Below are 22,669 nucleotides of genomic sequence, written 5' to 3'. Positions count from 1 at the left end.
AAGGGATTTAGTCCCTTTTTTCATTTAAATCAATCCGGAAAAGCTTGGTAAACGGATATCCTTGATCTGTCATTCCTTCTATCAGCAAATCGTACTCCCTTACTCCTTCGGCTGGCAAAAATCTGAAAGTAAACTCACCTTTGTCTGTTTTTGCATCCGAATTCCAATAAACTGTAGGTCTTTTTTGATTTCCTGAAGCTTGATTTACCAGTTGGTTAAAATCCAGATTATTGGAAAATCCTTTCACTCTAAACTGCTGGAAACCAGTTGAATCAAACTGATTTTCTGATTGGTTATCAAATCGACTTCCTTTCTTAGTATTAAACATGATCACACCAGCAAATCCTGCCAACCCAAAAACATGCGTATTAGTTGTATAAACTGAAATTGATTCCACTTCGCTGGTCAAATATCTATTTACAACTAGCTCAGCATTTTCATCAGGCAAATAGAAATATCGTTGTCCATCGATGATCAACAATGGTTCCCCAACATTTAATCCATAATTACTATTACCTAGCTTTCCATTCCCGAATTTCATACCTATCACTGTCCATAGAGGCTGACCGGACCAGTTTTCCAAATCTTCAGGAGTGACTTTTCTATCTGGCTCACCATAGCCGTAATTTAAGTCCTCCAATCTCTGAAATTTATCATCCTCTTTCACAAATTCTTCTAATTCTATATAGGTACCACTTTGATCAAATCGGATCGTTTGGGCTGGAAACTTTACTTTTTCATATTGGTATTTAGGCGAGGATCCTTTGAAAGGTGGAATAGTATTTTCAATCAATTCGATGGCTCCATAAGGTCTGTTTTTCTCATCCATTGCCGCAAGTGAAATCGTGGTTGAGTCGGTGAAATTTAACCCTGTGGCTCTGAAATAACCTGTAGAATCAGTCTTTACGATCCCATAATCCTCTAAATCACCTTGCACTATTGTAATTGGATTGATATATGGAAAGCGTTTTTTGGTTCGTTCAAACCTTCCCTGAATCGTAATACCAAATTCAATCGGGTACTGCTCAAGCTGGACAAAATCTGATTTAGTACGATCATCCAGCCATTCCAGCCCCTGTTCCAAAGTTTTCCTTTCCTTAAGCATAGCGACCAAAGAAGGATCTGTCACAGAAATCGACAAGTTTGCTTCGGCAAACTCGTCAGTTTGGTCCAGAAAATTGAGTTTAATTTCCACAAATTGTTTTCCTGAATCCTGTTGGATGCTCTGCTCTTTTAAAATCGAAAGGTCATCAAAAAACTCTTGTTCAACGAGACCTTGATAAACTGGCATTTGATCCTTTTCTAAAATCGGCAAAGGAAGCATAGTCATGTCCCGATCAGGAAAATTCCGCATCCAATTCGTGTAGGAGCGGATAAAGTAATCATCTGGCTTCAGTGTATCCGACAGGACAAAGCCACCTGAAACAGCTCCTTCATTAATGTAATAGGTTTCTCTTTGAACAATTTCATAAGAAGGATTTAAAACCTCCATGTACAAAACTCTACTCAAGGAATCCTGCATCAAGGTATTGTGATAAAGCATTTTAGCATGAAACCAAACAGGCTCACCGGGATAATAATAGCTTTTATTTGTAGTGATCCAAGGCTTCTCCCGGAGGTTATTAAACCTAGCCAATTCAGATTCCACACTATCCACTTCGGCTAAGTTGGACTCGAAATTCTCAGCAGGCTTAAAGTCATATGGTAAAAACCTACCAAGCCTCTGCCTTCCCATATAACCAGAAAGTTCTACCTCAGTCGGATCAATCACAATCCCGTTTCGATCTACATCAAAATAGCCCTTTGGTGCGGTAATCCAACTGACAGGATGGTAATAATCCGAGTAATATTCATTTCTCCAGGATTTCTTTTGATAATGAATCTCGAAATCGCCTGGTAAAATCACTCTGATGGTTCCGTTTCGGAGAGGAATCCTCCGAATGGAATCTTGGGAGACAAAATCTACAGACTTCCCAAGTTCCTCTTGCAAAACATTTGTCCTCAGTTCATTAAAAAAATGAGGGTTTTTCTTATAAATAATAAATCCTTCGTCCTCCACCTTTCTTACCAAAAGGGATCTAAAAAAGTGCCTCGAAGACCCCAAATAAGAACTTTCCTTAAGATCATCCTTTGACTTTTGAATCAGGGAATCCTTAGAGTTGATTTCTTTAAAATAAGCCAGTCCATAATAAAGTGACTTGCCTTTATAAAATCGATAATCCTGTAAATAATACTCGATTTCAAACCCCAGTGCTTTATTTTCAACTATCAGAGGTTGGTCGGCTGTGGCATGGATGTAGTTGGGGCTTCTTTTGGCTTTGATCAGTTCGAAATCCAAAACCCATGGATTTTGGATTTCCATTTCCTTGAAAATCGGATCATCAGGAACAGCTAAAAACACTCGTTTGAAACGCTCCAAATGTCTTTCCCATTTCTTGTCTCTTTTACTTCGGGTTTCAACTTCCGTAAGAACATTTTCTAATGGTTCCAACTCAAAATTCGCCTCAATCAAGCTTTTCCCTCTCGTCTCCAACTTTTGGGTACTGGTCCGAAAGCCAACGAAGGATGCCACTAACTCCAAGGTAGCAGGTAAATCTGACCGAATCAGAAACTCCCCTTTTTCATTGGTAGTGGAGCCTATCGTGGTATTATTGATAAATACATTGGTGAATTGAAGTGGTTCTTTGGTTTTGGAATTAATGACCTTCCCACGGATTATTTGTGCATTTACCTGAAACTCGATCAGAAGCAAAAAAATTAAAGAAAAAACCTGCAAAGGCTTAAAAGTCATGGATATTTTGGGTTTAAACTAAAACCAATATACCAATTCAGAATTAAATTTAAAGAAAAATAAACCGCCCTTTTGAGGCGGTTTCATTATTTAATATCCTAATGTCTTTAACATGCTTTCTTCTGTCTGATCTTCCCTGAATAATCGATGGACAACCTTCCCATTTTCATCCCGATCGATCAGCACATGTTTAGGTGCCGGAATCAGGCAATGCTGAATTCCTCCATAGCCTCCCAGTGATTCCTGATAAGCACCTGTATGGAAAAATCCTAGGTATTGCTTTTTGCCGTTATCAGGTTTTGGAAGATAAATATTGAATTGATGCGCTTCTGAGTTATAGTAGTCCATGCTATCGCAAGTCAAACCACCCAGATTGATATTGTGGTACGTTTCATCCCAGTTGTTGATAGCAAGCATGATGTATTTCTGGTTCAGTCCCCAGCTATCCGGCAATTGCGTGATAAAAGATCCGTCGATCATATACCAAAGCTCTTTGTCATTCTGAAGCTTTTCATCCAAAACGGAATACAAAACTGCGCCACTCTCTCCTACTGTGAATGAACCGAATTCTGTGAAAATATTCGGCTCGGTGGTGTTGTTTTTAGCACACATCCATTTGATGTTTTTCACGATCTGTTCTGCCATGTATTGGTAGTCATAATCGAAAAAGACATTGGTCTTGATTGGCCAACCACCTCCTATATCCATGGTATCCAATGTCGGCGCAACTTTCTTCAGATCCACATATTTCTGAATGAATCGAGTCAATTCCGACCAATAATATGCTGTATCCTTGATTCCAGAGTTGATAAAGAAATGAAGCATTTTCAAACTTACCAGAGGATGATCCTTGATTTTCTCTTCATAAAGCTTGATGATGTCATTGTATCTCACTCCGAGACGGGAAGTATAAAATCCAAACTTTGGTTCCTCATCAGCCGCGATACGAATTCCTACCTGGAAAGGCACTTTGACATGCTCCAAGTAATAATCAATCTCACTGAGGTTATCCAGAATCGGAACACAATTCACAAATCCATCATTGAGGAGTTCGCTGATATATTGCTTATACAACTCCCTTTTAAAACCATTACAAATGATAAACGTGTCTTTGGTGATTTTCCCTTTTACATATAAACTTCTCACCAATGGAATATCAAAAGTGGAAGAAGTCTCAATATGAATGTCATTCTTTAATGCCTCATCCAAGACAAAGCTGAAGTGGGAAGACTTAGTGCAATAGCAATATGTATATTTTCCTTTGTAATCATGCGTTTGAATCGCATTGTTAAAGTAAGTCTTTGCCTTTTGGATGTTTTCAGAAATCTTAGGCAAATAGGTCAACTTAAGCGGAGTACCATATTCTTCTATGATCTCCATCATGTTTACCCCGTTAAAAAATAATTCATTGTTTTCAACATGAAACTCTTTGGTTGGAAAATCAAAGGTCTGCTGAATAAGATCAATGTATCTGTTCATTTTGACTTGTTTATTAATGCGAAATAGTCGGATACAAAAATTGTTCTTTCTCGGGGGATTTCAAATGAAAAAGGACAATTCCCAATGGAAATGTCCTTCTCAATTTTATAAAACAGTTTTAAAACCCCTATTAATCGGCTAAAAGGGCCGTTTGAAGTAAACTTTGCTCAGTTTTAAAACGAAGTCTGTTATCAATAATTTCTTTCAAAACCTTCTTGAATTTCACTTCTTTTTGAAGCAAAGCCAGAACTCGGGCAAAAAATTGCTCAACCTCGGTTTGATCTTCTTCTTTGAACGAATAAAAGATTGACCTCTCCTCATTGGAAAATGTCAGATGCAAAGACTTCGGTTTCCCTAATCTGATCAATCCTCTGAACAAAGGGAAAAGTGTATCAAATCCGTTTTCCAATCTGCACATTCCCTGCATCATTTCCCCTGATTTTTGATTAAAAATCTTAACCATTTCCTTCTGGCTTACTGACACCTGAGAAAATCTGGAATTACTTCCTAAAGTCACATTGAAGAGACTTGAGGTAGCTGGAGTTTGATAAGATAATGCGCTCATTTCGTTATGAATTATATTTCGATGCTTCAAATGTAAAATCAATTTCTTTTATTTCCTATATTCCCTATAATTTTTGTAGGATTTAAATACATAATATTTCTAATCATCTCATATACAGAGTTTTTATTTAAATAATTTAGATTTCTGTAAGATAGAAATTGCCTTTTCTAGTACTTGATCTTCCTTTGCAAAGCAAAATCTCAGGATCTTATGATCGTCCTTATTATTGAAAAACACAGAAATAGGTATACTGGCCACTCCTATTTTTTGGGTCAGCCTAACAGCCAGATCAAAGTCCGATTCTTGAGAAAGATGACCATAATAAACCTGTTGGAAAAAACTACCTTGGGCTGGAGTAAATTGAAAATCCGTCCCTTTTAATCCTTCACAGAACAGGTCCCTTTTCTTCTGATAAAAATGAGGGAGTTCCAAATAATGGTTTTGCTCTTCTAGGTATTCCGCCAGAGCATATTGAAGTGGAGTTGCCGTACTAAATGTAACAAACTGATGTACTTTTCTAAACTCTTTGGTTAACTCAGCTGGCGCAAAACAAAAACCGATTTTCCAACCAGTAACATGAAAAGTCTTTCCGAAGGAGCCACAAACAAAAGTCCTCTCTTTTAAAATGGGATGTGTCATTAAGGATAGATGCACTCTCCCATCAAAAGTGATGTGTTCATACACTTCATCGCTTATCACATAGATTTCTCTTTCTTGGATTAATGCAGCCAATTGATTTAAATCATCTTGGGTCCACATGTAGCCAGATGGATTATGAGGCGTATTGACCATAATCAAGCGAGTCTTTTCAGTTGTAGCCGCTTTCACCCTTTGCCAATTCACAGAAAAATCCGGTATATCCAAAGGAACAAAAACTGGAATTCCACCAGCGAGAATGATCCCCGGTGCATAGGAATCATAAGCCGGCTCTAATAATATCACTTCATCCCCTGGCTTCACGACAGCAGTAATGGCTGAGAAAATCGCGTCTGTAGCGCCTGAAACGATGGTAACTTCACTTTCTGAATCATAGTCAACACCATGGACTTTCTTGGTTTTCTCTGTCAAAATTTCTCTCAAAACCGGTATTCCACTCATCGGAGCGTATTGATTTTTGCCCTCATTCATGAATTTGTACACCAAATCCAGCAAGTGGGGATCACAACTAAATCCAGGAAAACCTTGTGATAAGTTGATAGCTCCATAGTCAGTTGCCATTTTGGACATGATGGTAAAAATGGTCGTTCCAACATTAGGCAATTTGGAATCAAAAGTCATAGACAATAGGTTATTTGAGTGGATTGAAATCTGAATTTAAGAATTATCCATTTTCATCCTATTTCTTCTTGGCTTGGATATTTAACTAGGAAAAGGAATTAATGAAGTGAGCAAGCATTGCATCCGGCCTGATTTTTTGCTCAATTTTACCTACTTTTGCGCCACCAATACACCCAAATCTAACTTTTAAAAAAGTCCCATGCGTGATATAAAATTAGTAGAAGTTCGCTCAGAAATTGCGGCAGGAACAAGAGGTGCTAGTCTCGGAATCGATGCTTTGAAAATCGCAAGTCTGGATAAGAAGTCGGATTTCTTTACTCAGTTTGATCCGATAAATGTCCCCGATGCCAATAATTACCTCTGGAAGGGAAATAGATTTGAGCATGCCAAATATATAGATGGAGTTTATCAGGTTTTGAAAAACGTGTATGGCACCATCGAATCCTTAAGGATGGAAAAGAAATTCCCTATAGTTCTAGCCGGAGATCATAGCACTGCCGCTGGTACTATTATGGGAATTAAAGCCGCCAATCCTGAAAAACGATTAGGCGTGATTTGGATTGATGCTCATGCTGACCTACATACGCCTTTCACTACTCCTTCTGGAAATATGCACGGAATGCCATTGGCAATGGCAGGAAGAATAGACAACCTAGATTGCAAGGTCAATGAGCCTGATGAAGAGACTTTGATCTATTGGAATAAGATCAAAAATATCGGAGGCGAATTTCCTAAAATTGATCTGAAAGACATTGTTTTCATCACAGTAAGAGATACTGAAGGTCCAGAAGATTTTCTGATGAAAAAACATGGCATCAAAAACTTCAAGACCAAACAAGTACGGGAGTCAGGTGTTGCTTCTATTGCAAAACAAGCATTGGAGGAGTTGAAAGATTGCGATCAAATTTATATTTCTTTTGATGTGGACAGCTTAGACAGCTCTATTTCTGTGGGAACAGGCACTCCGGTCGCAGATGGTTTAACTGTCGAAGAAGCGATCCAGCTCAATGCCGAATTGATCAAGGACAAAAGAGTGTGTTGCTGGGAAATCGTGGAAGTCAATCCAACTTTGGACTCTGAAAATGTGATGGCCGAAAATGCTTTTGAGGTATTAGAAATTACTACTAAGTCATTGGTGGATAATTTTTGATTAAACCACAAAGAGCACAAAGTGACTCGAAGATGAATGGAAAAGACCAAATAAATGAAAATGAATTGTCAAATATCAATCTTGGAGTGGCAATTGACATTCATACACAATTTGGTCCAAGATTACTTGAGAATGTTTACAAAAAAGTTTTAGCAATAAACTTCAAAACTTAGGTTTGCATGTTGAATTCGAAAAATCAATGCCAATCCAAATTGATGGAGTTGTTGTTGATCTTGGTAATAGAATAGACCTTCTATTGGAAAAAAAACTGGTTGTAGAATTAAAATCAGTTAAAGAAATATCCGATGTGCACCTTGCCCAAATAATCAATTATCTAAAGTTGGGAGAGTTTAAATTAGGCTTAATCATAAACTTTAATGTTTCTAAATTAAAATACGGAATAAAAAGAGTCATAAACACGAAAGGCCCAAGGCTTTTTTAATTTAATCTTTGTGAACCTTTGTGCACTTAGCGGTAAAAAATGATACCTTTTTTGGTAGTACAATATTATGAATATACAAGAATCGATACTTAGCGGCATTCAGCTGGCTTTTCAAAATATCTACAACCACGATGTGGCGCTGGATCAATTAAGTCTAGCTCCTACCCGTAAGGAGTTTGAAGGCACCTATACTTTCGTGGTTTTCCCTTATTTGAAAGTGAGTCAAACCACTCCTGAAAATACAGCAAATCAAATCGGAGAGTATCTGAAATCCTCAGTTTCAGTTGTCAAAGGTTTTAACGTAGTGAAAGGTTTCTTAAACCTTGAACTCAATGAACTGATCTGGTTGGACGTATTCAAGCAATTGTATGGAAATACAGATCTTGGCCAACTTCAGCCAAATGGACAAAAAGTGATGGTAGAATACTCTTCTCCCAACACCAATAAACCTTTGCACCTTGGGCATTTGAGAAACAACTTTTTGGGCTATTCTGTAGCTGAAATCCTTAAGGCAAACGGTTATGAGGTTACCAAAGCCAATTTGGTCAACGATAGAGGGATTCACATTTGCAAATCTATGGTTGCTTATCAGCACTTTGGAAATGGTGAAACTCCTGAATCGGCTAACCTAAAAGGTGACCACTTGGCTGGAAAATACTATGTGATTTTTGACAAGGAATACAAAAAGCAAATAGAAGCTCTTAAAGCCGAAGGTCAATCTGAAGAAGATGCAAAAAAGAATGCTCCACTTCTATTAGAAGCGCAGGAAATGCTTCGTAAATGGGAAGCAAATGACGAGGAAGTTGTCAGCCTTTGGAAACAGATGAATGCTTGGGTTTATGATGGTTTTGCAAAGACATATGAGAAAATGGGCGTCAATTTCGACAAATTCTATTATGAGTCGGACACCTATTTATTGGGGAAAGATATCGTAGAAGAAGGGCTGGCGAAAGGTGTATTTTTCAAAAAAGAAAATGGCTCAGTTTGGGTCGATCTGACCGATGAAGGACTGGATGAGAAGTTGGTATTGAGAGGCGATGGAACTTCGGTTTACATCACTCAAGATATGGGAACTGCCGATCTAAAATACCATGATTTTAATCTAGATAAATCTGTATATGTAGTTGGTAATGAGCAAGATTACCACTTTGATGTATTGTTTAAGATTATGCGTAAACTTGGCCGACCATATGGTGATGGTTTGTACCATTTATCCTATGGAATGGTGGATTTGCCTTCAGGCAAAATGAAGTCCAGAGAAGGAACTGTGGTGGATGCTGATGACTTGATGCAAGAAATGGTCGACACTGCAGCGCATCATACTAAAGAACTTGGGAAGATTGATGGTTTCAATGAAGAACAGGCTGCTGAACTTTATGAGACTTTGGGTTTGGGAGCTTTGAAGTATTTCTTGCTTAAAGTAGATCCAAAGAAAAGAATGCTTTTCAATCCACAGGAATCCATCGAATTTCAGGGAAATACTGGACCATTTATCCAATATTCTCATGCCCGTATCAAATCAATTTTGAGAAAAGCAGAGCAAATCGGAGTGGATTTCAAAAATCCTGACTTCAGCGGAATTACTGCTGTGGAAGAGTCTGAGGCAGGCTTGATTTTCCTTTTAGGCGATTTTGAAAAGAAAATAAAAATGGCTGGAGATGAATACTCCCCTGCTGTCATTGCACAATATCTCTTTGATTTGGCAAAAGAATACAATCGTTTTTATGCAGACCTTCCTATATTTCTAGAAAATAACCCATCTGTTCTTGCATTTCGCGTAGCATTATCAGCACTTACTGCCGCAACAATCAAGAAAGGAATGAGTTTATTAGGAATCAACGTACCTGAAAGAATGTAACTATGAAAAAGCTTCTTATTCTCTTTACTGCAATTTGTCTTTTCTCTTGTCAAAAAACATTGGAAAGACCTGAAGTCTTACAAGCTGGCTTTTTCGCAAGTATGACAACACCCATGGAAAGCACATTTTATGATTTCAAGATGAAAGATCTTGACGGAAAAGAAGTGGAGTTCAGCAAATACAAAGGCAAGAAAATTCTTCTTGTCAATGTAGCCTCCAAATGTGGCTATACACCACAATATGCAGCACTACAGGAATTAAATGAAAAATATGGCGACAAAGTCCAGATTTTAGGATTCCCAGCAAACAATTTTGGAGGTCAAGAGCCTGGCTCTAACGAAGAAATCAAAAGCTTCTGCTCTGAGAATTACGGAGTGACTTTCCCTGTATTTGAGAAAATCTCAGTTAAAGGTTTTGACAAACATCCTCTGTATCGCTGGCTAAATGATGAGAAACTAAACGGATGGAACAATCAGGAACCTACTTGGAATTTCTGCAAATATTTGATCGATGAAAAAGGAGAATTGGTCAAGTTTTATCCATCAGATGTAACTCCAATGGATGAAGCAATTCTCAAAGCAATCGGTGCATAAATAGAATTCAATTATTTGTGAAAAAAGCTATCCAAACTAAAAAAGAAGCCTGGCTGCACGCAGTCAGGCTTCGTACTTTACCTCTTTCCCTAGCCAGTATTTTTGCTGGTTCGTTTTTGGCCAAATTCAAAGATGTCTTCCGATGGGAGATTCTGGCTTTGGCCGCTCTGACTACCATCTTTTTACAGATCCTCTCTAATCTTGCCAATGATTATGGGGATACTGTCAATGGAGCAGATCATCAAGAAAGGCAAGGCCCAGTTCGAGCGGTACAATCCGGCTTGATTTCTCTTCAGGAAATGAAAAACGGAATGTATTTGTTTGGAGTACTTTCCCTGATTTCCGGCCTTTTACTTTTGTATTTTGCAGTCCAGACCTGGACTCTTTTCTTCATCTTTCTTGGATTGGGTTTAGCTTCCATTTGGGCGGCTGTTTCCTATACTTCCGGAAGCAATCCTTATGGATACCTTGGACTTGGCGACATCTCCGTTTTTATCTTTTTTGGGCTATTGGGTGTGATAGGAACTTATTTCCTACACAGTATTGACTTCAATTCAATCATAGTTTGGATAGGAATTTCTATGGGATTTTTCAGCACCACCGTATTGAATATTAATAACATAAGAGATATTGAATCAGATCAAGTAGCCGGCAAAAAATCAATCCCTGTTCGAATCGGTAAAAAGGCTGCTGTTAAATACAATTGGTTTTTGATTTTAGGAGGGTATGTTTCTTTGCTAATCTTTTGCTTTTTGAGCCAAAGCTGGGGAGCAAGTTTAGCATTTTTGATACTGCCTCTTATGTTAAGAATAGGAATGGGAGTTTCAAATGGAAAAACTTCAGAGGAAATAGATCCTTACCTAAAGAAAATGGCATTAAGTACTTTGCTGTGGGTGATTTTATTCGGTGTAGGATTACTTTTTTTGTGAAAAGGAGTGAATTTTCCTTCAGAGCTTCCATTTTTTAGCTAATTTGGATGAAACAATACCACAATTCACTATGATCAAAGTACTCGTACCTTATGATTTTTCTGAGCAAGCACAAAACGCTCTAAATTTTACTACTGGCCTAGCAGATAAAATCACTGGAATTCATGTAGAAGTTATCCATGTCATGGAAGTTCCATACGTTTCTAATATCGGGACTATGGGAGGTGGAGCAGAAATGCCTGAAATCGAAAATCAGATATTTTTTCTTGAATTGAGGGAAAAAAGAGCTGCTCAAATTGAAGAATTGAAAAAAGCACACGAGGGTAAAAATTACAGTTTCAATGCCAAGCTAAAGTTGGGAAATGCATTTCAAAGCATTAGCGAATCTATTGTTGAAGAAAACCCTGATTTAGTAGTGATGGGTTCCAAAGGTTCTTCCGGCATGGAAGAGGTACTTATCGGAAGTAATACAGAAAAGGTCGTACGTACTGCGACTTGTCCAGTGGTTACTGTGAAAGCATCTACTGATCCGGGTTCACTCAAGAAAATCGTTTTTGCAAGTGACTTCAAAGAGGATAGCGATGAGATCGCAAGAAGAATGAAGAATTTGCAGGGATTGTTTAATGCCCAGCTTTACTTCGTAGTAGTGAATACTCCAGCAAATTTTGAAACCACTAGAGAGTCAATCAAAAGAATTAATCTATTTGCAAAAACCTATGGTTTTGAAGGAGTGAAAGCAGAAATTTACAATTCAAGATCTGAGGAATCTGGAATTATTGAATTTGCTGAAGATATCGATGCAGATTTGATTGCCATGGCTACACATGGTAGAACTGGATTTTTGCACCTGATCACTGGAAGTATCGCAGAAGACGTAGTAAATCATGCCAAGCGTCCAGTTTGGACCTTGAAAGTAAAATAAATAGCCAAAATTAAATTAGAGCCTGTCCACTTGGGCGGGCTTTTTCATGTATCTATGGCAAAGAGAAATAACGATTGGAAGAAAAGAGATGGAGTAGTTTATTCAACTTCAGACGATTTTGAATACCAGGAAGGCGGAAATGAAGAAATGGATACGCTCCCTCCTTCCCAACAAAATCTAAAAGTGATGCTGGATAAAAAAGCACGTGCAGGAAAGCAAGTAACTTTGGTGGACGGGTTTGTGGGATCTGATGAGGATTTGAAAGAATTAGGTAAGCTACTCAAAAATAAATGTGGTGTGGGTGGATCTGCAAAAGACGGAGAAATCCTGATCCAAGGAGACCATAGAGACAAAGTGGTACAGATACTGCAGGCGGCTGGATACAAAGCCAAAAGATCTGGAGGTTGATTTAAATTCACACTACAATTCAGAAACAGAAAAAAGCCCTATTCGAATAGGGCTTTTTAATTATTGTTCTCCGGAAGAATTGGAGATTTTCGGAATTCTTCCCGCTTCCAAAATTGGCAAATTCGCTTCTGTAGGGATGTAGATCACCGTTTTGTCACCCAAATTCTTTTGCTGGCGCACCCATAAATATTGGATATACTTCTCTGATATAGATCCGTTTTCAATTTTGATTGCTTCAGCAGCTCCTTTTGCACGTTCTATTTCAGCTTGAGCATTAAGCTTCTCTGCTTCCAAATTTGCCGCAGCCTCTTCGATCAATATTCGTCTATTTTGTTCCGCTTTGGCAAATTCTGCCCTTCCACTCATTTCCTGTTGCCATACATTATAAGTCGGACATCCCCACATGCCAAAACCAATGAATGCAAATAACATCCAGGAAATGATCGTACCGAATAAGACAGGTGTTTGTTTTCTTTCCATTTTTAATAGGGTTTTATAAGGCCGCCCAAGGCCGAACTATTGAGGAAAGATAAGTAGGAACTCAATAAAAATTAGTCCGTCTAATTCCCAAAATTTCTTTTAAAATAGAATTTTGGAATAAATCCTAAAAAGCAGTTTTTCAATTTGCCAGTTTCAATTCCATCCCTATATTTGCCAACGGAAATGAAAAATAACACCCCAAATATTGCTTTTTCAACTACTGCACATGCTGTGCAGCATCATTTCCATCATTCCTCCTGAGGAATATTTTTACATACCCGGTGAAGCCGATGACAGGGATTCCGCTTTTCACCAAAAATTATTTCAACCTTTTATTTCTTAGCGTAACTTGCCAACATGGAACAAATTATCCGTATTGCCGTGCAAAAAAGCGGCAGATTATCAGATGACTCATTAGCCCTCATCAAAGAATGTGGGATCAAATTTTATAATGGAACTGGAAAGCTTAAATCCACTTCTACCAATTTCCCTATCGAATTTCTTTTTCTCAGAGATGATGACATCCCAGGTTATGTATCCGACGGAGTAGCAGACTTGGGAATCGTAGGAGAAAATGAACTGGTCGAAAAGGACAAATCTGTTACTGTTCTTAAAAAGCTTGGCTTTTCAAAATGTCGACTTTCATTAGCCATTCCAAAAGGTCAAACTTATTCAGGTTTAGAATTTTTCGAAGGAAAAAACATCGCTACCTCCTACCCGAAAATCCTTGGCGACTATTTAGATTCCAAAGGAATCAATGCGGACATTCACGAAATCAGTGGTTCTGTGGAAATTGCTCCAAGTATCGGATTGGCAGAAGGAATTTGTGATATAGTCAGTTCGGGTTCTACTCTGATGATGAATGGTCTGAAAGAAGTGGAAGAAATTTTTAAATCTGAAGCGGTTCTGATTGCAAATGATCAGTTGAGTGAAGCCAAAAAAGAGATTGTCGAAAAGCTTTTGTTCCGCATGAATGCTGTTCAAAAAGGAAAAAGCAGCAAATATGTATTGATGAATGTTCCAAATGCTTCAATCGATAAAATCATCAAATTGATTCCAGGTATGAGAAGCCCGACGATCTTGCCACTGGCTCAGGAAGGCTGGTCATCAGTTCATTCAGTTTTAAACGAAGATCAGTTCTGGGAGCATATCGAAGAACTAAGAGCCGCTGGTGCCGAGGGAATCCTCGTAGTACCAATCGAAAAAATGATCCTTTGATCTCAAAAAAAGAAACTCATTCCAAATGAAAATTCTTAATAATCCAGATTCGAATACTTGGGAAAAAGAGCTTGCCCGACCTGTACATAAAACAAAGCAAATCAACAAAATCGTCAAACCTATCTTAAGAAAGGTCAAGCGAAATGGTGACAAAGCTTTGATCAAATTTGCTTTGGAATACGATCATGTACAATTGGAAAGTCTGTTGGTTTCTGAGAAGGAAATAAAATCCTCTGAGAACTCACTTTCAAAAGAACTCAAAGAGGCAATCCAAGTTGCCAAAATCAATATCGAGAAATTCCACAAAGCCCAAGTCTCTGAAGATTTGGTGGAAGAAGTGATGCCTGGAGTAGTCTGCAAGAGGAATAGCATGCCGATTCAAAAGGTGGGATTGTACATTCCTGGTGGAACTGCCCCACTTTTTAGTACAGTTTTAATGCTGGGGATTCCAGCAAAAATTGCCGGGTGTAAGGAAATCGTCCTTTGTACACCTCCGGACCGACATGGGGAAATTCATCCTGCAATTTTATATACCGCAGACTTGATTGGCATTACCAAAATTATCAAAGCTGGTGGAGCTCAAGCTATCGCAGCGATGACTTTTGGCACAAACACGGTTCCTAAAGTGGACAAAATTTTCGGCCCTGGAAATCAATATGTCACTGCTGCCAAGCAAATGGCTACAAAATATGGCGTAGCCATCGATATGCCTGCCGGTCCATCCGAAGTGTTGGTGTACGCAGACAAAACTGCTGTTCCGGCTTTTGTGGCGGCGGATTTACTTTCACAAGCGGAGCATGGTGTGGATAGCCAAGTTGTTTTGGTGACCAATTCCGAGAAATTTGCTCAGAAAGTAATCAAAGAAATTGGTGCACAGGTAGAAGAACTTCCAAGAAAAGATATTGCTGTGAAAGCATTGAAAAATTCCCGTGCAGTGATCATGAAAGATCAGGTACAAGCATTGGAATTGATTAATGAATATGCTCCTGAGCATTTGATTATTTCTGTAGAAAATGAAGAGGAAGTAGTCAATTCTATCTACAATGCAGGATCGATCTTCATCGGAAATTTCACTCCTGAATCTGCCGGTGATTATGCTTCTGGAACAAACCACACCTTGCCTACTTATGGGTATGCAAGAAATTACAGTGGTGTCTCTTTGGATAGCTTTATCAAGAAAATGACTTACCAAAAAATCACGGAAGAAGGAATTAAAAACCTAGGACCAACGATTGAAGTGATGGCTGCCAATGAGTTGTTGGAAGCTCATAAAAACGCAGTAACGATTCGTCTTAATTATTTGAAAAACAATAAACTATGAGCTTTGATCTAAACTCATTATTAAGACCTCACATTGCAAAACTGCAACCCTACACTTCTGCAAGAGATGAGTATACCGGAAAGATTGGAGTCTTTTTAGATGCCAATGAAAATCCATATGGATCGGTAACGGATCAGAATTTTAACAGGTATCCAGATCCCTATCAAAGTGATTTAAAAGCTGAAATCGCCAAGATCAAAGTAGTTAAAAGTTCTCAGATATTTTTGGGAAATGGATCTGATGAAGCGATCGATTTGTTATTCCGGGCATTTTGTAATCCAGGTAAAGACAATGTGATCCTACTTCCTCCTACCTATGGAATGTATGAGGTCAGTGCATCGATCAATGATGTCGAGATCAGAAGGGTTTCTTTAACTGAAGACTTCCAGCTAAAACCTGAAAAAATCATTGCTGCAACGGACGAAAATTCCAAAATCATTTTCGTTTGCTCCCCTAATAACCCTAGCGGAAACAAGGTCAAAAGAGAAGAAATTCAATTCCTTTTGAAAAATTTCAAGGGAATCGTAGTGGTCGATGAGGCTTATATTGATTTCAACGATGAACCGAGCTTTACCACCGAGTTGGATGAATTCCCAAATCTGCTGGTAATCCAAACCTTTTCAAAAGCCTGGGGTCTGGCATCTTTAAGATTAGGAATGGCTTTCGGGTCAGAAGAAATCATCAGAATTCTAAACAGAATCAAACCTCCTTATAATATTTCAGGATTAACTCAGGACACTGTTTTGGCAGCAATCCGAAATACAAAAAGGGTAGAAAAAATGATCGGGGAAATACTACAAGAAAGGGATTTCCTGGAAGAGAAATTGGCTCAAATGCCTTTTATTCAGCATATCTTCCCTAGTCAGGCTAATTTTCTATTGGTCAAAATGCCTCATGCATCTGATGTTTATAATGAACTGATCGAACAAAAAATCATTGTCAGAAACAGATCAAAAGTATTGCTTTGCGATGATTGTTTGAGAATTTCTGTCGGAACCAGATCTGAAAATGAAGCCTTTTTACAGGCATTGGAAAATGTCATTTCCAAAACCGTTTAAACCTATTGAACCTCTCCATGAAAAAGAAAGTACTATTTATAGATCGTGATGGAACGATCATCAAAGAACCACCAACAGATTTTCAGGTTGACAGTTTAGAAAAGCTTGAATTTTTGCCTAAGGCGATATCCAATTTGAGAAAAATCGCAGAGGAAACGGATTATGAGTTGGTAATGGTGACCAATCAAGATGGATTGGGAACAGATTCTTTTCCTGAAAACACCTTTTGGCCGGCTCAATACAAAATGCTGAAAACTCTGGAGCAAGAAAATATCTTCTTCAAGGCGATTCATGTCGATCGCACATTCGAGCATGACAATGCTCCTACCAGAAAGCCAAGAACGGGACTATTGACCGATTATTTTTCTGAAGAATATGACCTTGCCAATTCTTATGTGATTGGTGATCGATTGACAGATGTGCAATTAGCTGAAAACTTGGGTTCCAAAGCCATTTTCATTGGAGAAAACATAGAGAATGCAGCTCTTTGCACAAAAGACTGGGATGAAATCTATGAGTTTTTGAAGATGCCTCCCCGTGCTGCAGAAGTCAGTCGCAAAACTTCAGAAACCGACATTTACATCAAACTTAACTTGGATGGAAGTGGGCAATGCGACATCAAAACCGGTCTTCATTTCTTTGATCACATGCTTGAGCAGCTTGGAAAGCATGGCAGCACAGATTTAGAAATCAAGGTCAATGGAGACTTGCACATCGATGAGCACCACACCATTGAAGATACCGCTTTGGCTTTGGGAGAAGCTTACCTGAAAGCTCTTGGTGATAAAAAGGGGATTTATAGATATGGTTTCTTACTTCCTATGGATGATGTTTTGGCGCAGGTAGCCATTGATTTCGGTGGAAGACCATGGATGGTTTGGGATGCCGAGTTTAAAAGAGAAAAAGTTGGTGACATGCCAACAGAAATGTTTTACCATTTCTTCAAATCATTCTCTGATACTGCAAAATGCAATCTGAATATCAAAGCAGAAGGCGCTAACGAACATCATAAGATCGAAGCAATATTTAAAGCTTTGGCAAGGGCGATAAAGATGGCGGTCATGAGAGACCCGAGAAATATCAACCAATTGCCAAGTACTAAAGGAGTCCTTTAATAGTCAGAGGATTATCAAGAATTTATTTTGAAAGGATTAGGAAATTTTCACAATGAAAATTTTTCCTAATCCATTTTTTTTGTTTCATTTAGTTATGAAACGAATTCCACATATTTTAACTATCTCAATAGTCATTCTTTTATTGAGTTCATGCTCCAACGATTTTCAAAAAATTGAGGCTTTATACAACAGCCAAAATTATGAAGCTGCACTCGAGGAGTTAAATAGCTATCTATTTTTTCATGTGACAGATCTAAAGGCTATTCATATGCGGGCAAGATCTTATGAAGAATTGGGGGACTTTTCAAGTGCCAAAAAGGATTATGAAAAAATCATTGCATTGGACGATGAATACGCACAGGCCTATGCAGGATTAGGAAAACTTTATTTTGAAGAGGAAGACTATGATAAATCGGAGTCTTATCTCTTAAGAGCAGCCTCATTGGAGCCCAAGGATTTTGACATTTTATATCTGCTGGGAAGAGTGCAGCTGATCAATGAGAAATATACTTCCGCAGAACTGTTTTTGACCAAAGCCAGAGAAATCAATCCAACGAATGCAAAAGTCCATTTTTACGAAGGTATGGTTAGAGCCATGAAAGGAGATGTGCTAGGCTGTGCTGTATCATTTAATAAATATGTCCAGTTTGAGCCAGACCAGCTAGTAGGTAGATATAACCGGGGCTTTGCTTTGATGAGAGCGGGTTATGTGTCTTTTGCTTTGGAAGATTTTGAGGCGGTTCTTAAAGCCAATCCCAATCATGTGGAAGCTTTAGCAAAAAAAGGCTATTGCCTTGCTAGAATGGGGAATCCAGAAGGATGCAATATTCTACAAGAAGCAGCAATCAAAGGCAGTGAGTATGCACAGAATCAGAAAGAAATCTGTATTTAACTCAATCTTTTTCTAAGAGCTTCTTTATAGTTTTGGATTGCAGCTGGATGGGAAGTCAGGAATAGATACGGTTCGATTAATTCCAACTCCATTAAATGAAAAGTTCCTTCGATTTCTACTCCATCCACTCTGGCATATAAGCTTTCTGGAGCGAATTCAGAAATAAAAGCTTTCGCCTCCTCTTTCATTTTTTCGGTTGGCAAAATAGATTTTATTTCCCCTCCAAAATAATGCTGAACCCTAAAATCTCCACTTGCAGGAGTCTTTAGAACAGCATGAGAAAATTCCCCATTAAAAAATATCAGCGAATACTCTCCTACTTCCTGCACTTCAGGAATGAAAGGCTGCACCAGAAAATCCTCTTCATTCACAAGAGATTGAATTTTCTCTGAATAGGAATTCCACTCAGTTTTCTTCAGTTTCAATGTGTTTTTTGCCCCACCACTTACCATGGGTTTCACCACTAAGGTATCTGCTAGCAAATTTTCTAACAGCTCAGAAACCGCAACGGATTCTCCTTTTTTCAATTCCAGTCCCGAAATCACATTGAATCCTTTTCTTTTTATTTCATTCAAATAGTTTTTCGAAGAATTCCATTTGATCGTATCCAAATCATTTAAAACAGGTTTGTTCAATGATTTGATTTTTTTAATCCATTCCAAAAACTGTGGGTAATAATCAAAATAATCCCAGGTAGATTTGATTAGAATAGCGCTAAAATCATCCCAATTAATGTTTTGATCAGACCAAGGGACAATTTGATTGGAGAAACCTAATTCGTTTAACACTGAAGAAAGGATTTCATCTTCATTGACAGTATTGGTGTCGTATGCACCCACCGAATAATAGCTAACTATTGCGATCATATTTTCGAAATTGAATCACGAAAATACGCTTTGCCCAAAAATAAATAGTTCATTCCTACAAAAATCATCCTGAAATCTTACTTTTGAACTTTATTAAAAAATGGAGCATCAAAAGTTAGTCATCATCCCCACCTATAATGAGATTGAAAATATCGAGGATATGATTCAATCTGTCATGGGGCTAGATGGAAATTTTGAATTATTAATCATCGATGATGGCTCCCCAGACGGCACTGCAGGTGTCGTTAAATCAAATCAAGAAATCTTTGCGGGAAGACTTCACCTCATGGAGAGGAAGGGGAAATTAGGTCTTGGAACAGCTTATATCGCTGGTTTCGAATGGGCCTTGGGTAAAGGATACGACTATATTTTTGAAATGGACTGCGATTTCTCCCATGACCCAAAAGACCTTATTCGGCTTTACAAGGCATGTATAGAAGGAGACTTTGATTTGGCTATTGGTTCCAGATATATTACTGGAGTAAATGTGGTCAATTGGCCAATGGGAAGGGTTTTGATGTCTTATTTTGCAAGTGTTTATGTAAAATTCATCACCGGTTTACCGATCAAAGATGCGACTGCCGGATTTAAATGTTATCATAAATCCGTACTTCAGGGGATTCGATTAAAAGAAGTGAAATTTATCGGCTACGCCTTTCAGATCGAAATGAAGTTTACCGCTTGGAAACTTGGTTTCAAACTCACTGAGGTCCCAATTATTTTCACAGACCGTACAAAAGGTACTTCCAAAATGAGCCCGGGAATTTTTAAAGAAGCTGTCTTTGGGGTGATCTGGATGAAAATCAAAAGTATATTTTCACCCTATAAGCTTAATCGAAGCGGATCGATTTAATCGGTTCCACTCTCGAAATCACCATCACTGGAATAAATAAAACCAGCGCTGTCAAAAAGGTGATACCAGCATTGATAAGCAAAAACAAAGGCCAATTCCATTCTATCGGCACGTAGGACATGTAATAACTGCTGGGATCCAAAGGAATTAATTTAAAATTGTCTTGCAAAACTCCAAAACCAAGACCGATCGCATTTCCAATAACCAATCCTCTCAATAGGATATTGATTCCATTCCAAAAGAAAATCCTTCTTATCTGTTTGTTTGCAGCTCCCATAGCCTTCAATAAACCGATCATCTGAGTCCTTTCCATTATCAGGATAAACAAGATCGCCCCCATATTGAAAATGGCAACAAATGTGATCAGTCCTACGAAAACATACACATTGGTATCCAGCAGGCTTAACCAATCAAATATCTCCAGAAACTTGTCTTTGCTGGCAATTAACTTCAAATCAAAATCCATGACATCCTCCAGCTGAGGAGAATAAGAATCGATATTTTTAGGATTGTCTACAAAAACTTCCAGTCCGCCGACCTGATCTTCGGTCCAGCCATTGAGATTCCGGATAGTTTGTAATTCACCGATGACTATTTTATCATCGAAATTCTCCAGATAGGTTTCAAAAATCCCAACTACCTCTACCCTTCTAAACCTTGGAGGTTCCTGTACAAAATACAGTGTCACTTTGTCACCGACTTTCAGAAGAAGTTTATTGGCAATGACATTACTCAACATCACCTCATTGCTGGTTCCTTCATCCGGAATTTTCAGCATTCGTCCCTCTTTGATATAATTCTTAAAACTCAAGGTATCAAAGTCTTTCCCTACTCCTTTTACCAAAATACCTTCCACCTCATTTTCACCTTTAACCAAGGCTGCTTTATGGGCAAAAGATTGAATTCGATTGACGAAAGGTAATTGGCTATATTCTTGCGCAAACTCGCTATTCAGGGAAAAAGGGGCTTCTTCAAAGGCATTACTCATCGTAAACCGTTGCACTTGATAATGCCCCGTAAATCCATAAACCTTATCAGAAACTGTCTTTTGAAAGCCTCCTAAAACCATAAAGGAAAGTAGTGACACGGCTAAGCCAATAGCAAGACTACCTACTGCGATTTTATGGATTGTTGCTGAGAATCCTCCCGCTCTTTTAAAGCTGATTCTTTTAGCAATGAAATAGGAAACGTTCAAGGGACTGTTTTAATTTGTTCTAATTGATCGCAAAATAGCATGAAGCAAACGAATCTTTTATCCTTTACTCACATTTTGAGCATAATGCTCATTTTTTTCTTAGGAATCACCAAACTAGCCGCCCAACAAACAGAAATAACTCCCGGAGCAGAACGACCAGACTTGTATCTGGATATGCTAAAGGGAAAATCTGTCGGGATCGTTGCAAACCAAACAAGTATTTTAACCCATAGTGAAAATAAACATGTGGTTGATTTTCTATTGGAACAAGGTGTAAAGGTTAAAAAGGTATTTGTACCGGAGCATGGTTTTCGGGGAGATGCTGATGCAGGAGAAAAAGTCGATAATTCAGTGGACTCCAAAACCGGACTTCCGATAGTTTCACTGTATGGAAACAACAAAAAACCTTCAGCTTCGCAAATTTCAGATTTAGATATTATCATTTTCGATTTACAGGATGTGGGTGTGAGATTTTATACCTACATCAGCACCATGCACTATATCATGGAGGCAGCAGCAGAAAATGGGAAACAGGTGATCATTTTTGATCGACCAAATCCCAATGGAGATTACATAGATGGGCCGGTTCTTAAAAAAGGTTTTGAAAGCTTCGTAGGCATGCATCCAATCCCAGTTGTACATGGATTGACAGTAGGAGAATTAGCACAAATGATCAATGGAGAAAAGTGGCTCAAAGGTGGATTAACCTGTGATTTGGAGGTTATTCCTATCGCAAATTGGGATCATCAAACTTCTTATAATTTACCAGTAAAGCCATCACCTAACTTACCGAACGATCTCTCCATCCGGTTGTACCCGAGCACCTGTTTTTTCGAAGGAAGCATTATTTCTTTGGGTAGAGGGACTCATTTCCCTTTTCAGGTATATGGCTATCCTTCCAAGAATTTCGGGGCGTTTACCTTTACTCCTGTAAGTATTCCAGGAATGTCAAAAAATCCAACATTACAGGACCAACTTTGCTATGGAGTTGATCTAAGAAATGAACCACTTACCCATCAATTTACTTTAAAATATGTCATTGATGCTTTGAAAAAGTCCGGTAAAGGCGAGGCATTTTTCAAAAGCTATTTTAATACTTTGGCAGGTACAGATGAGTTAAAAAAACAACTATTAGCGGGCAAATCCGAGGAAGAAATCAAGAAAAGTTGGGAAGCTGAATTAATTGCATATAAGAAAATGAGAGCCAATTACTTGATTTACAAGGATTGATCTAAACAAGGAATTATTTCGATTAG

The 22,669-nt window shown here is 38.3% G+C and carries 20 protein-coding genes and 1 pseudogene; 14 read left to right on the top strand and 7 right to left on the bottom strand.

The features are described from left to right. Positions 1-7: 7 nt before the first annotated feature. From FHS59_RS06320 to FHS59_RS06305, 4 genes are all read right to left on the bottom strand, one after another. Positions 8-2,791, bottom strand: coding sequence for a carboxypeptidase-like regulatory domain-containing protein (locus FHS59_RS06320; protein ID WP_184494063.1), 2,784 nt, complete (start codon positions 2,789-2,791; stop codon positions 8-10). 90 nt (positions 2,792-2,881) lie between these two features. Beyond that, entirely contained in the window at positions 2,882-4,270 is a 1,389-nt protein-coding gene (locus tag FHS59_RS06315; protein WP_184494061.1) for an arginine decarboxylase, read from the bottom strand. A 130-nt stretch (positions 4,271-4,400) separates the two neighbouring features. Continuing rightward, the gene (locus FHS59_RS06310) at positions 4,401-4,835 is read right to left on the bottom strand and encodes a hypothetical protein (RefSeq protein WP_184494059.1); all 435 of its coding nucleotides are present in this window, start codon (positions 4,833-4,835) and stop codon (positions 4,401-4,403) included. 123 nt (positions 4,836-4,958) lie between these two features. Then, positions 4,959-6,113, bottom strand: a complete 1,155-nt coding sequence (locus tag FHS59_RS06305) for a methionine aminotransferase (RefSeq protein WP_184494057.1) — start codon at positions 6,111-6,113, stop codon at positions 4,959-4,961. Positions 6,114-6,312: 199 nt separating this feature from the next. Here FHS59_RS06305 and FHS59_RS06300 point away from each other — a divergent pair, with 199 nt between their 5' ends. From FHS59_RS06300 to FHS59_RS06270, 7 genes and pseudogenes are all read left to right on the top strand, one after another. Then, on the top strand, positions 6,313-7,263 hold the full coding sequence (locus FHS59_RS06300; RefSeq protein ID WP_184494054.1) for an arginase: 951 nt from the start codon (positions 6,313-6,315) through the stop codon (positions 7,261-7,263). A 32-nt stretch (positions 7,264-7,295) separates the two neighbouring features. Next, positions 7,296-7,705, top strand: a pseudogene (locus FHS59_RS06295) (GxxExxY protein). A 67-nt stretch (positions 7,706-7,772) separates the two neighbouring features. Beyond that, on the top strand, positions 7,773-9,563 hold the full coding sequence (gene argS / locus FHS59_RS06290) for an arginine--tRNA ligase (RefSeq protein WP_184494052.1): 1,791 nt from the start codon (positions 7,773-7,775) through the stop codon (positions 9,561-9,563). A 2-nt stretch (positions 9,564-9,565) separates the two neighbouring features. Further along, positions 9,566-10,156: a glutathione peroxidase gene (locus FHS59_RS06285; RefSeq protein WP_184494050.1), complete on the top strand. Its 591-nt coding sequence runs from the start codon at positions 9,566-9,568 to the stop codon at positions 10,154-10,156. Between the two features lie 17 nt (positions 10,157-10,173). Next, the gene (locus tag FHS59_RS06280; RefSeq protein WP_184494047.1) at positions 10,174-11,085 is read left to right on the top strand and encodes a 1,4-dihydroxy-2-naphthoate polyprenyltransferase; all 912 of its coding nucleotides are present in this window, start codon (positions 10,174-10,176) and stop codon (positions 11,083-11,085) included. Between the two features lie 70 nt (positions 11,086-11,155). Then, on the top strand, positions 11,156-12,007 hold the full coding sequence (locus tag FHS59_RS06275; protein ID WP_184494046.1) for a universal stress protein: 852 nt from the start codon (positions 11,156-11,158) through the stop codon (positions 12,005-12,007). A 54-nt stretch (positions 12,008-12,061) separates the two neighbouring features. Continuing rightward, positions 12,062-12,415, top strand: a complete 354-nt coding sequence (locus tag FHS59_RS06270) for a translation initiation factor (RefSeq protein WP_184494044.1) — start codon at positions 12,062-12,064, stop codon at positions 12,413-12,415. A 60-nt stretch (positions 12,416-12,475) separates the two neighbouring features. On the opposite strand, the gene FHS59_RS06265 is transcribed toward FHS59_RS06270, so the two are convergent. Continuing rightward, entirely contained in the window at positions 12,476-12,895 is a 420-nt protein-coding gene (locus tag FHS59_RS06265) for a hypothetical protein (protein WP_221444444.1), read from the bottom strand. Between the two features lie 357 nt (positions 12,896-13,252). On the opposite strand from FHS59_RS06265, the gene hisG reads away from it, so the two are divergent. From hisG to FHS59_RS06240, 5 genes are all read left to right on the top strand, one after another. Then, on the top strand, positions 13,253-14,113 hold the full coding sequence (gene hisG / locus FHS59_RS06260) for an ATP phosphoribosyltransferase (protein WP_184494042.1): 861 nt from the start codon (positions 13,253-13,255) through the stop codon (positions 14,111-14,113). A gap of 25 nt (positions 14,114-14,138) precedes the next feature. Next, positions 14,139-15,434 (top strand): histidinol dehydrogenase, encoded by a 1,296-nt coding sequence (gene hisD, locus FHS59_RS06255; RefSeq protein WP_184494040.1) that lies wholly within the window; start codon positions 14,139-14,141, stop codon positions 15,432-15,434. Further along, positions 15,431-16,492, top strand: a complete 1,062-nt coding sequence (gene hisC / locus FHS59_RS06250; RefSeq protein ID WP_184494038.1) for a histidinol-phosphate transaminase — start codon at positions 15,431-15,433, stop codon at positions 16,490-16,492. The genes hisD and hisC overlap by 4 nt, the downstream gene beginning before the upstream one ends. A 17-nt stretch (positions 16,493-16,509) precedes the next feature. Continuing rightward, positions 16,510-17,607: a bifunctional histidinol-phosphatase/imidazoleglycerol-phosphate dehydratase HisB gene (hisB, locus tag FHS59_RS06245; RefSeq protein ID WP_184494036.1), complete on the top strand. Its 1,098-nt coding sequence runs from the start codon at positions 16,510-16,512 to the stop codon at positions 17,605-17,607. 94 nt (positions 17,608-17,701) lie between these two features. Then, a complete protein-coding gene (locus tag FHS59_RS06240; protein WP_184494033.1) occupies positions 17,702-18,499 on the top strand; it encodes a tetratricopeptide repeat protein in 798 nt (265 codons plus the stop codon). Here FHS59_RS06240 and FHS59_RS06235 read toward each other — a convergent pair. Beyond that, positions 18,496-19,365 carry an ATP-grasp domain-containing protein gene (locus tag FHS59_RS06235; protein ID WP_184494031.1) on the bottom strand — a complete coding sequence of 290 codons (870 nt, stop codon included), beginning with the start codon at positions 19,363-19,365 and terminating at the stop codon, positions 18,496-18,498. The two genes, FHS59_RS06240 and FHS59_RS06235, sit on opposite strands and share 4 nt — an antisense overlap. 100 nt (positions 19,366-19,465) lie before the next feature. On the opposite strand from FHS59_RS06235, the gene FHS59_RS06230 reads away from it, so the two are divergent. Beyond that, positions 19,466-20,218 (top strand): polyprenol monophosphomannose synthase, encoded by a 753-nt coding sequence (locus tag FHS59_RS06230; RefSeq protein WP_184494029.1) that lies wholly within the window; start codon positions 19,466-19,468, stop codon positions 20,216-20,218. Here the strand turns inward: FHS59_RS06230 and FHS59_RS06225 are convergent. After that, on the bottom strand, positions 20,196-21,413 hold the full coding sequence (locus tag FHS59_RS06225; protein ID WP_184494027.1) for an ABC transporter permease: 1,218 nt from the start codon (positions 21,411-21,413) through the stop codon (positions 20,196-20,198). The genes FHS59_RS06230 and FHS59_RS06225 overlap by 23 nt on opposite strands. Positions 21,414-21,452: 39 nt before the next feature. On the opposite strand from FHS59_RS06225, the gene FHS59_RS06220 reads away from it, so the two are divergent. Further along, positions 21,453-22,643, top strand: a complete 1,191-nt coding sequence (locus FHS59_RS06220) for an exo-beta-N-acetylmuramidase NamZ family protein (protein WP_184494025.1) — start codon at positions 21,453-21,455, stop codon at positions 22,641-22,643. The last annotated feature ends 26 nt before the right edge of the window (positions 22,644-22,669 follow it).

This window comes from Algoriphagus iocasae, assembly GCF_014206875.1.
GTDB lineage: Bacteria > Bacteroidota > Bacteroidia > Cytophagales > Cyclobacteriaceae > Algoriphagus > Algoriphagus iocasae.
This window is presented reverse-complemented; position numbering and strand designations above follow the sequence as displayed.

What these genes read in the sequence shown, in the direction of transcription:
- hisG (WP_184494042.1), top strand. Translation starts at nt 13,253, where the DNA reads ATGGAACAAATTATCCGTATTGCCGTGCAAAAAAGCGGCAGATTATCA.
- FHS59_RS06270 (WP_184494044.1), top strand. Translation starts at nt 12,062, where the DNA reads ATGGCAAAGAGAAATAACGATTGGAAGAAAAGAGATGGAGTAGTTTAT.
- argS (WP_184494052.1), top strand. Translation starts at nt 7,773, where the DNA reads ATGAATATACAAGAATCGATACTTAGCGGCATTCAGCTGGCTTTTCAA.
- FHS59_RS06275 (WP_184494046.1), top strand. Translation starts at nt 11,156, where the DNA reads ATGATCAAAGTACTCGTACCTTATGATTTTTCTGAGCAAGCACAAAAC.
- FHS59_RS06235 (WP_184494031.1), bottom strand. Translation starts at nt 19,365, where the DNA reads ATGATCGCAATAGTTAGCTATTATTCGGTGGGTGCATACGACACCAAT.
- FHS59_RS06315 (WP_184494061.1), bottom strand. Translation starts at nt 4,270, where the DNA reads ATGAACAGATACATTGATCTTATTCAGCAGACCTTTGATTTTCCAACC.
- FHS59_RS06240 (WP_184494033.1), top strand. Translation starts at nt 17,702, where the DNA reads ATGAAACGAATTCCACATATTTTAACTATCTCAATAGTCATTCTTTTA.
- FHS59_RS06265 (WP_221444444.1), bottom strand. Translation starts at nt 12,895, where the DNA reads ATGGAAAGAAAACAAACACCTGTCTTATTCGGTACGATCATTTCCTGG.
- FHS59_RS06320 (WP_184494063.1), bottom strand. Translation starts at nt 2,791, where the DNA reads ATGACTTTTAAGCCTTTGCAGGTTTTTTCTTTAATTTTTTTGCTTCTG.
- FHS59_RS06220 (WP_184494025.1), top strand. Translation starts at nt 21,453, where the DNA reads ATGAAGCAAACGAATCTTTTATCCTTTACTCACATTTTGAGCATAATG.
- hisC (WP_184494038.1), top strand. Translation starts at nt 15,431, where the DNA reads ATGAGCTTTGATCTAAACTCATTATTAAGACCTCACATTGCAAAACTG.
- hisB (WP_184494036.1), top strand. Translation starts at nt 16,510, where the DNA reads ATGAAAAAGAAAGTACTATTTATAGATCGTGATGGAACGATCATCAAA.
- FHS59_RS06305 (WP_184494057.1), bottom strand. Translation starts at nt 6,113, where the DNA reads ATGACTTTTGATTCCAAATTGCCTAATGTTGGAACGACCATTTTTACC.
- FHS59_RS06285 (WP_184494050.1), top strand. Translation starts at nt 9,566, where the DNA reads ATGAAAAAGCTTCTTATTCTCTTTACTGCAATTTGTCTTTTCTCTTGT.
- hisD (WP_184494040.1), top strand. Translation starts at nt 14,139, where the DNA reads ATGAAAATTCTTAATAATCCAGATTCGAATACTTGGGAAAAAGAGCTT.
- FHS59_RS06300 (WP_184494054.1), top strand. Translation starts at nt 6,313, where the DNA reads ATGCGTGATATAAAATTAGTAGAAGTTCGCTCAGAAATTGCGGCAGGA.
- FHS59_RS06230 (WP_184494029.1), top strand. Translation starts at nt 19,466, where the DNA reads ATGGAGCATCAAAAGTTAGTCATCATCCCCACCTATAATGAGATTGAA.
- FHS59_RS06310 (WP_184494059.1), bottom strand. Translation starts at nt 4,835, where the DNA reads ATGAGCGCATTATCTTATCAAACTCCAGCTACCTCAAGTCTCTTCAAT.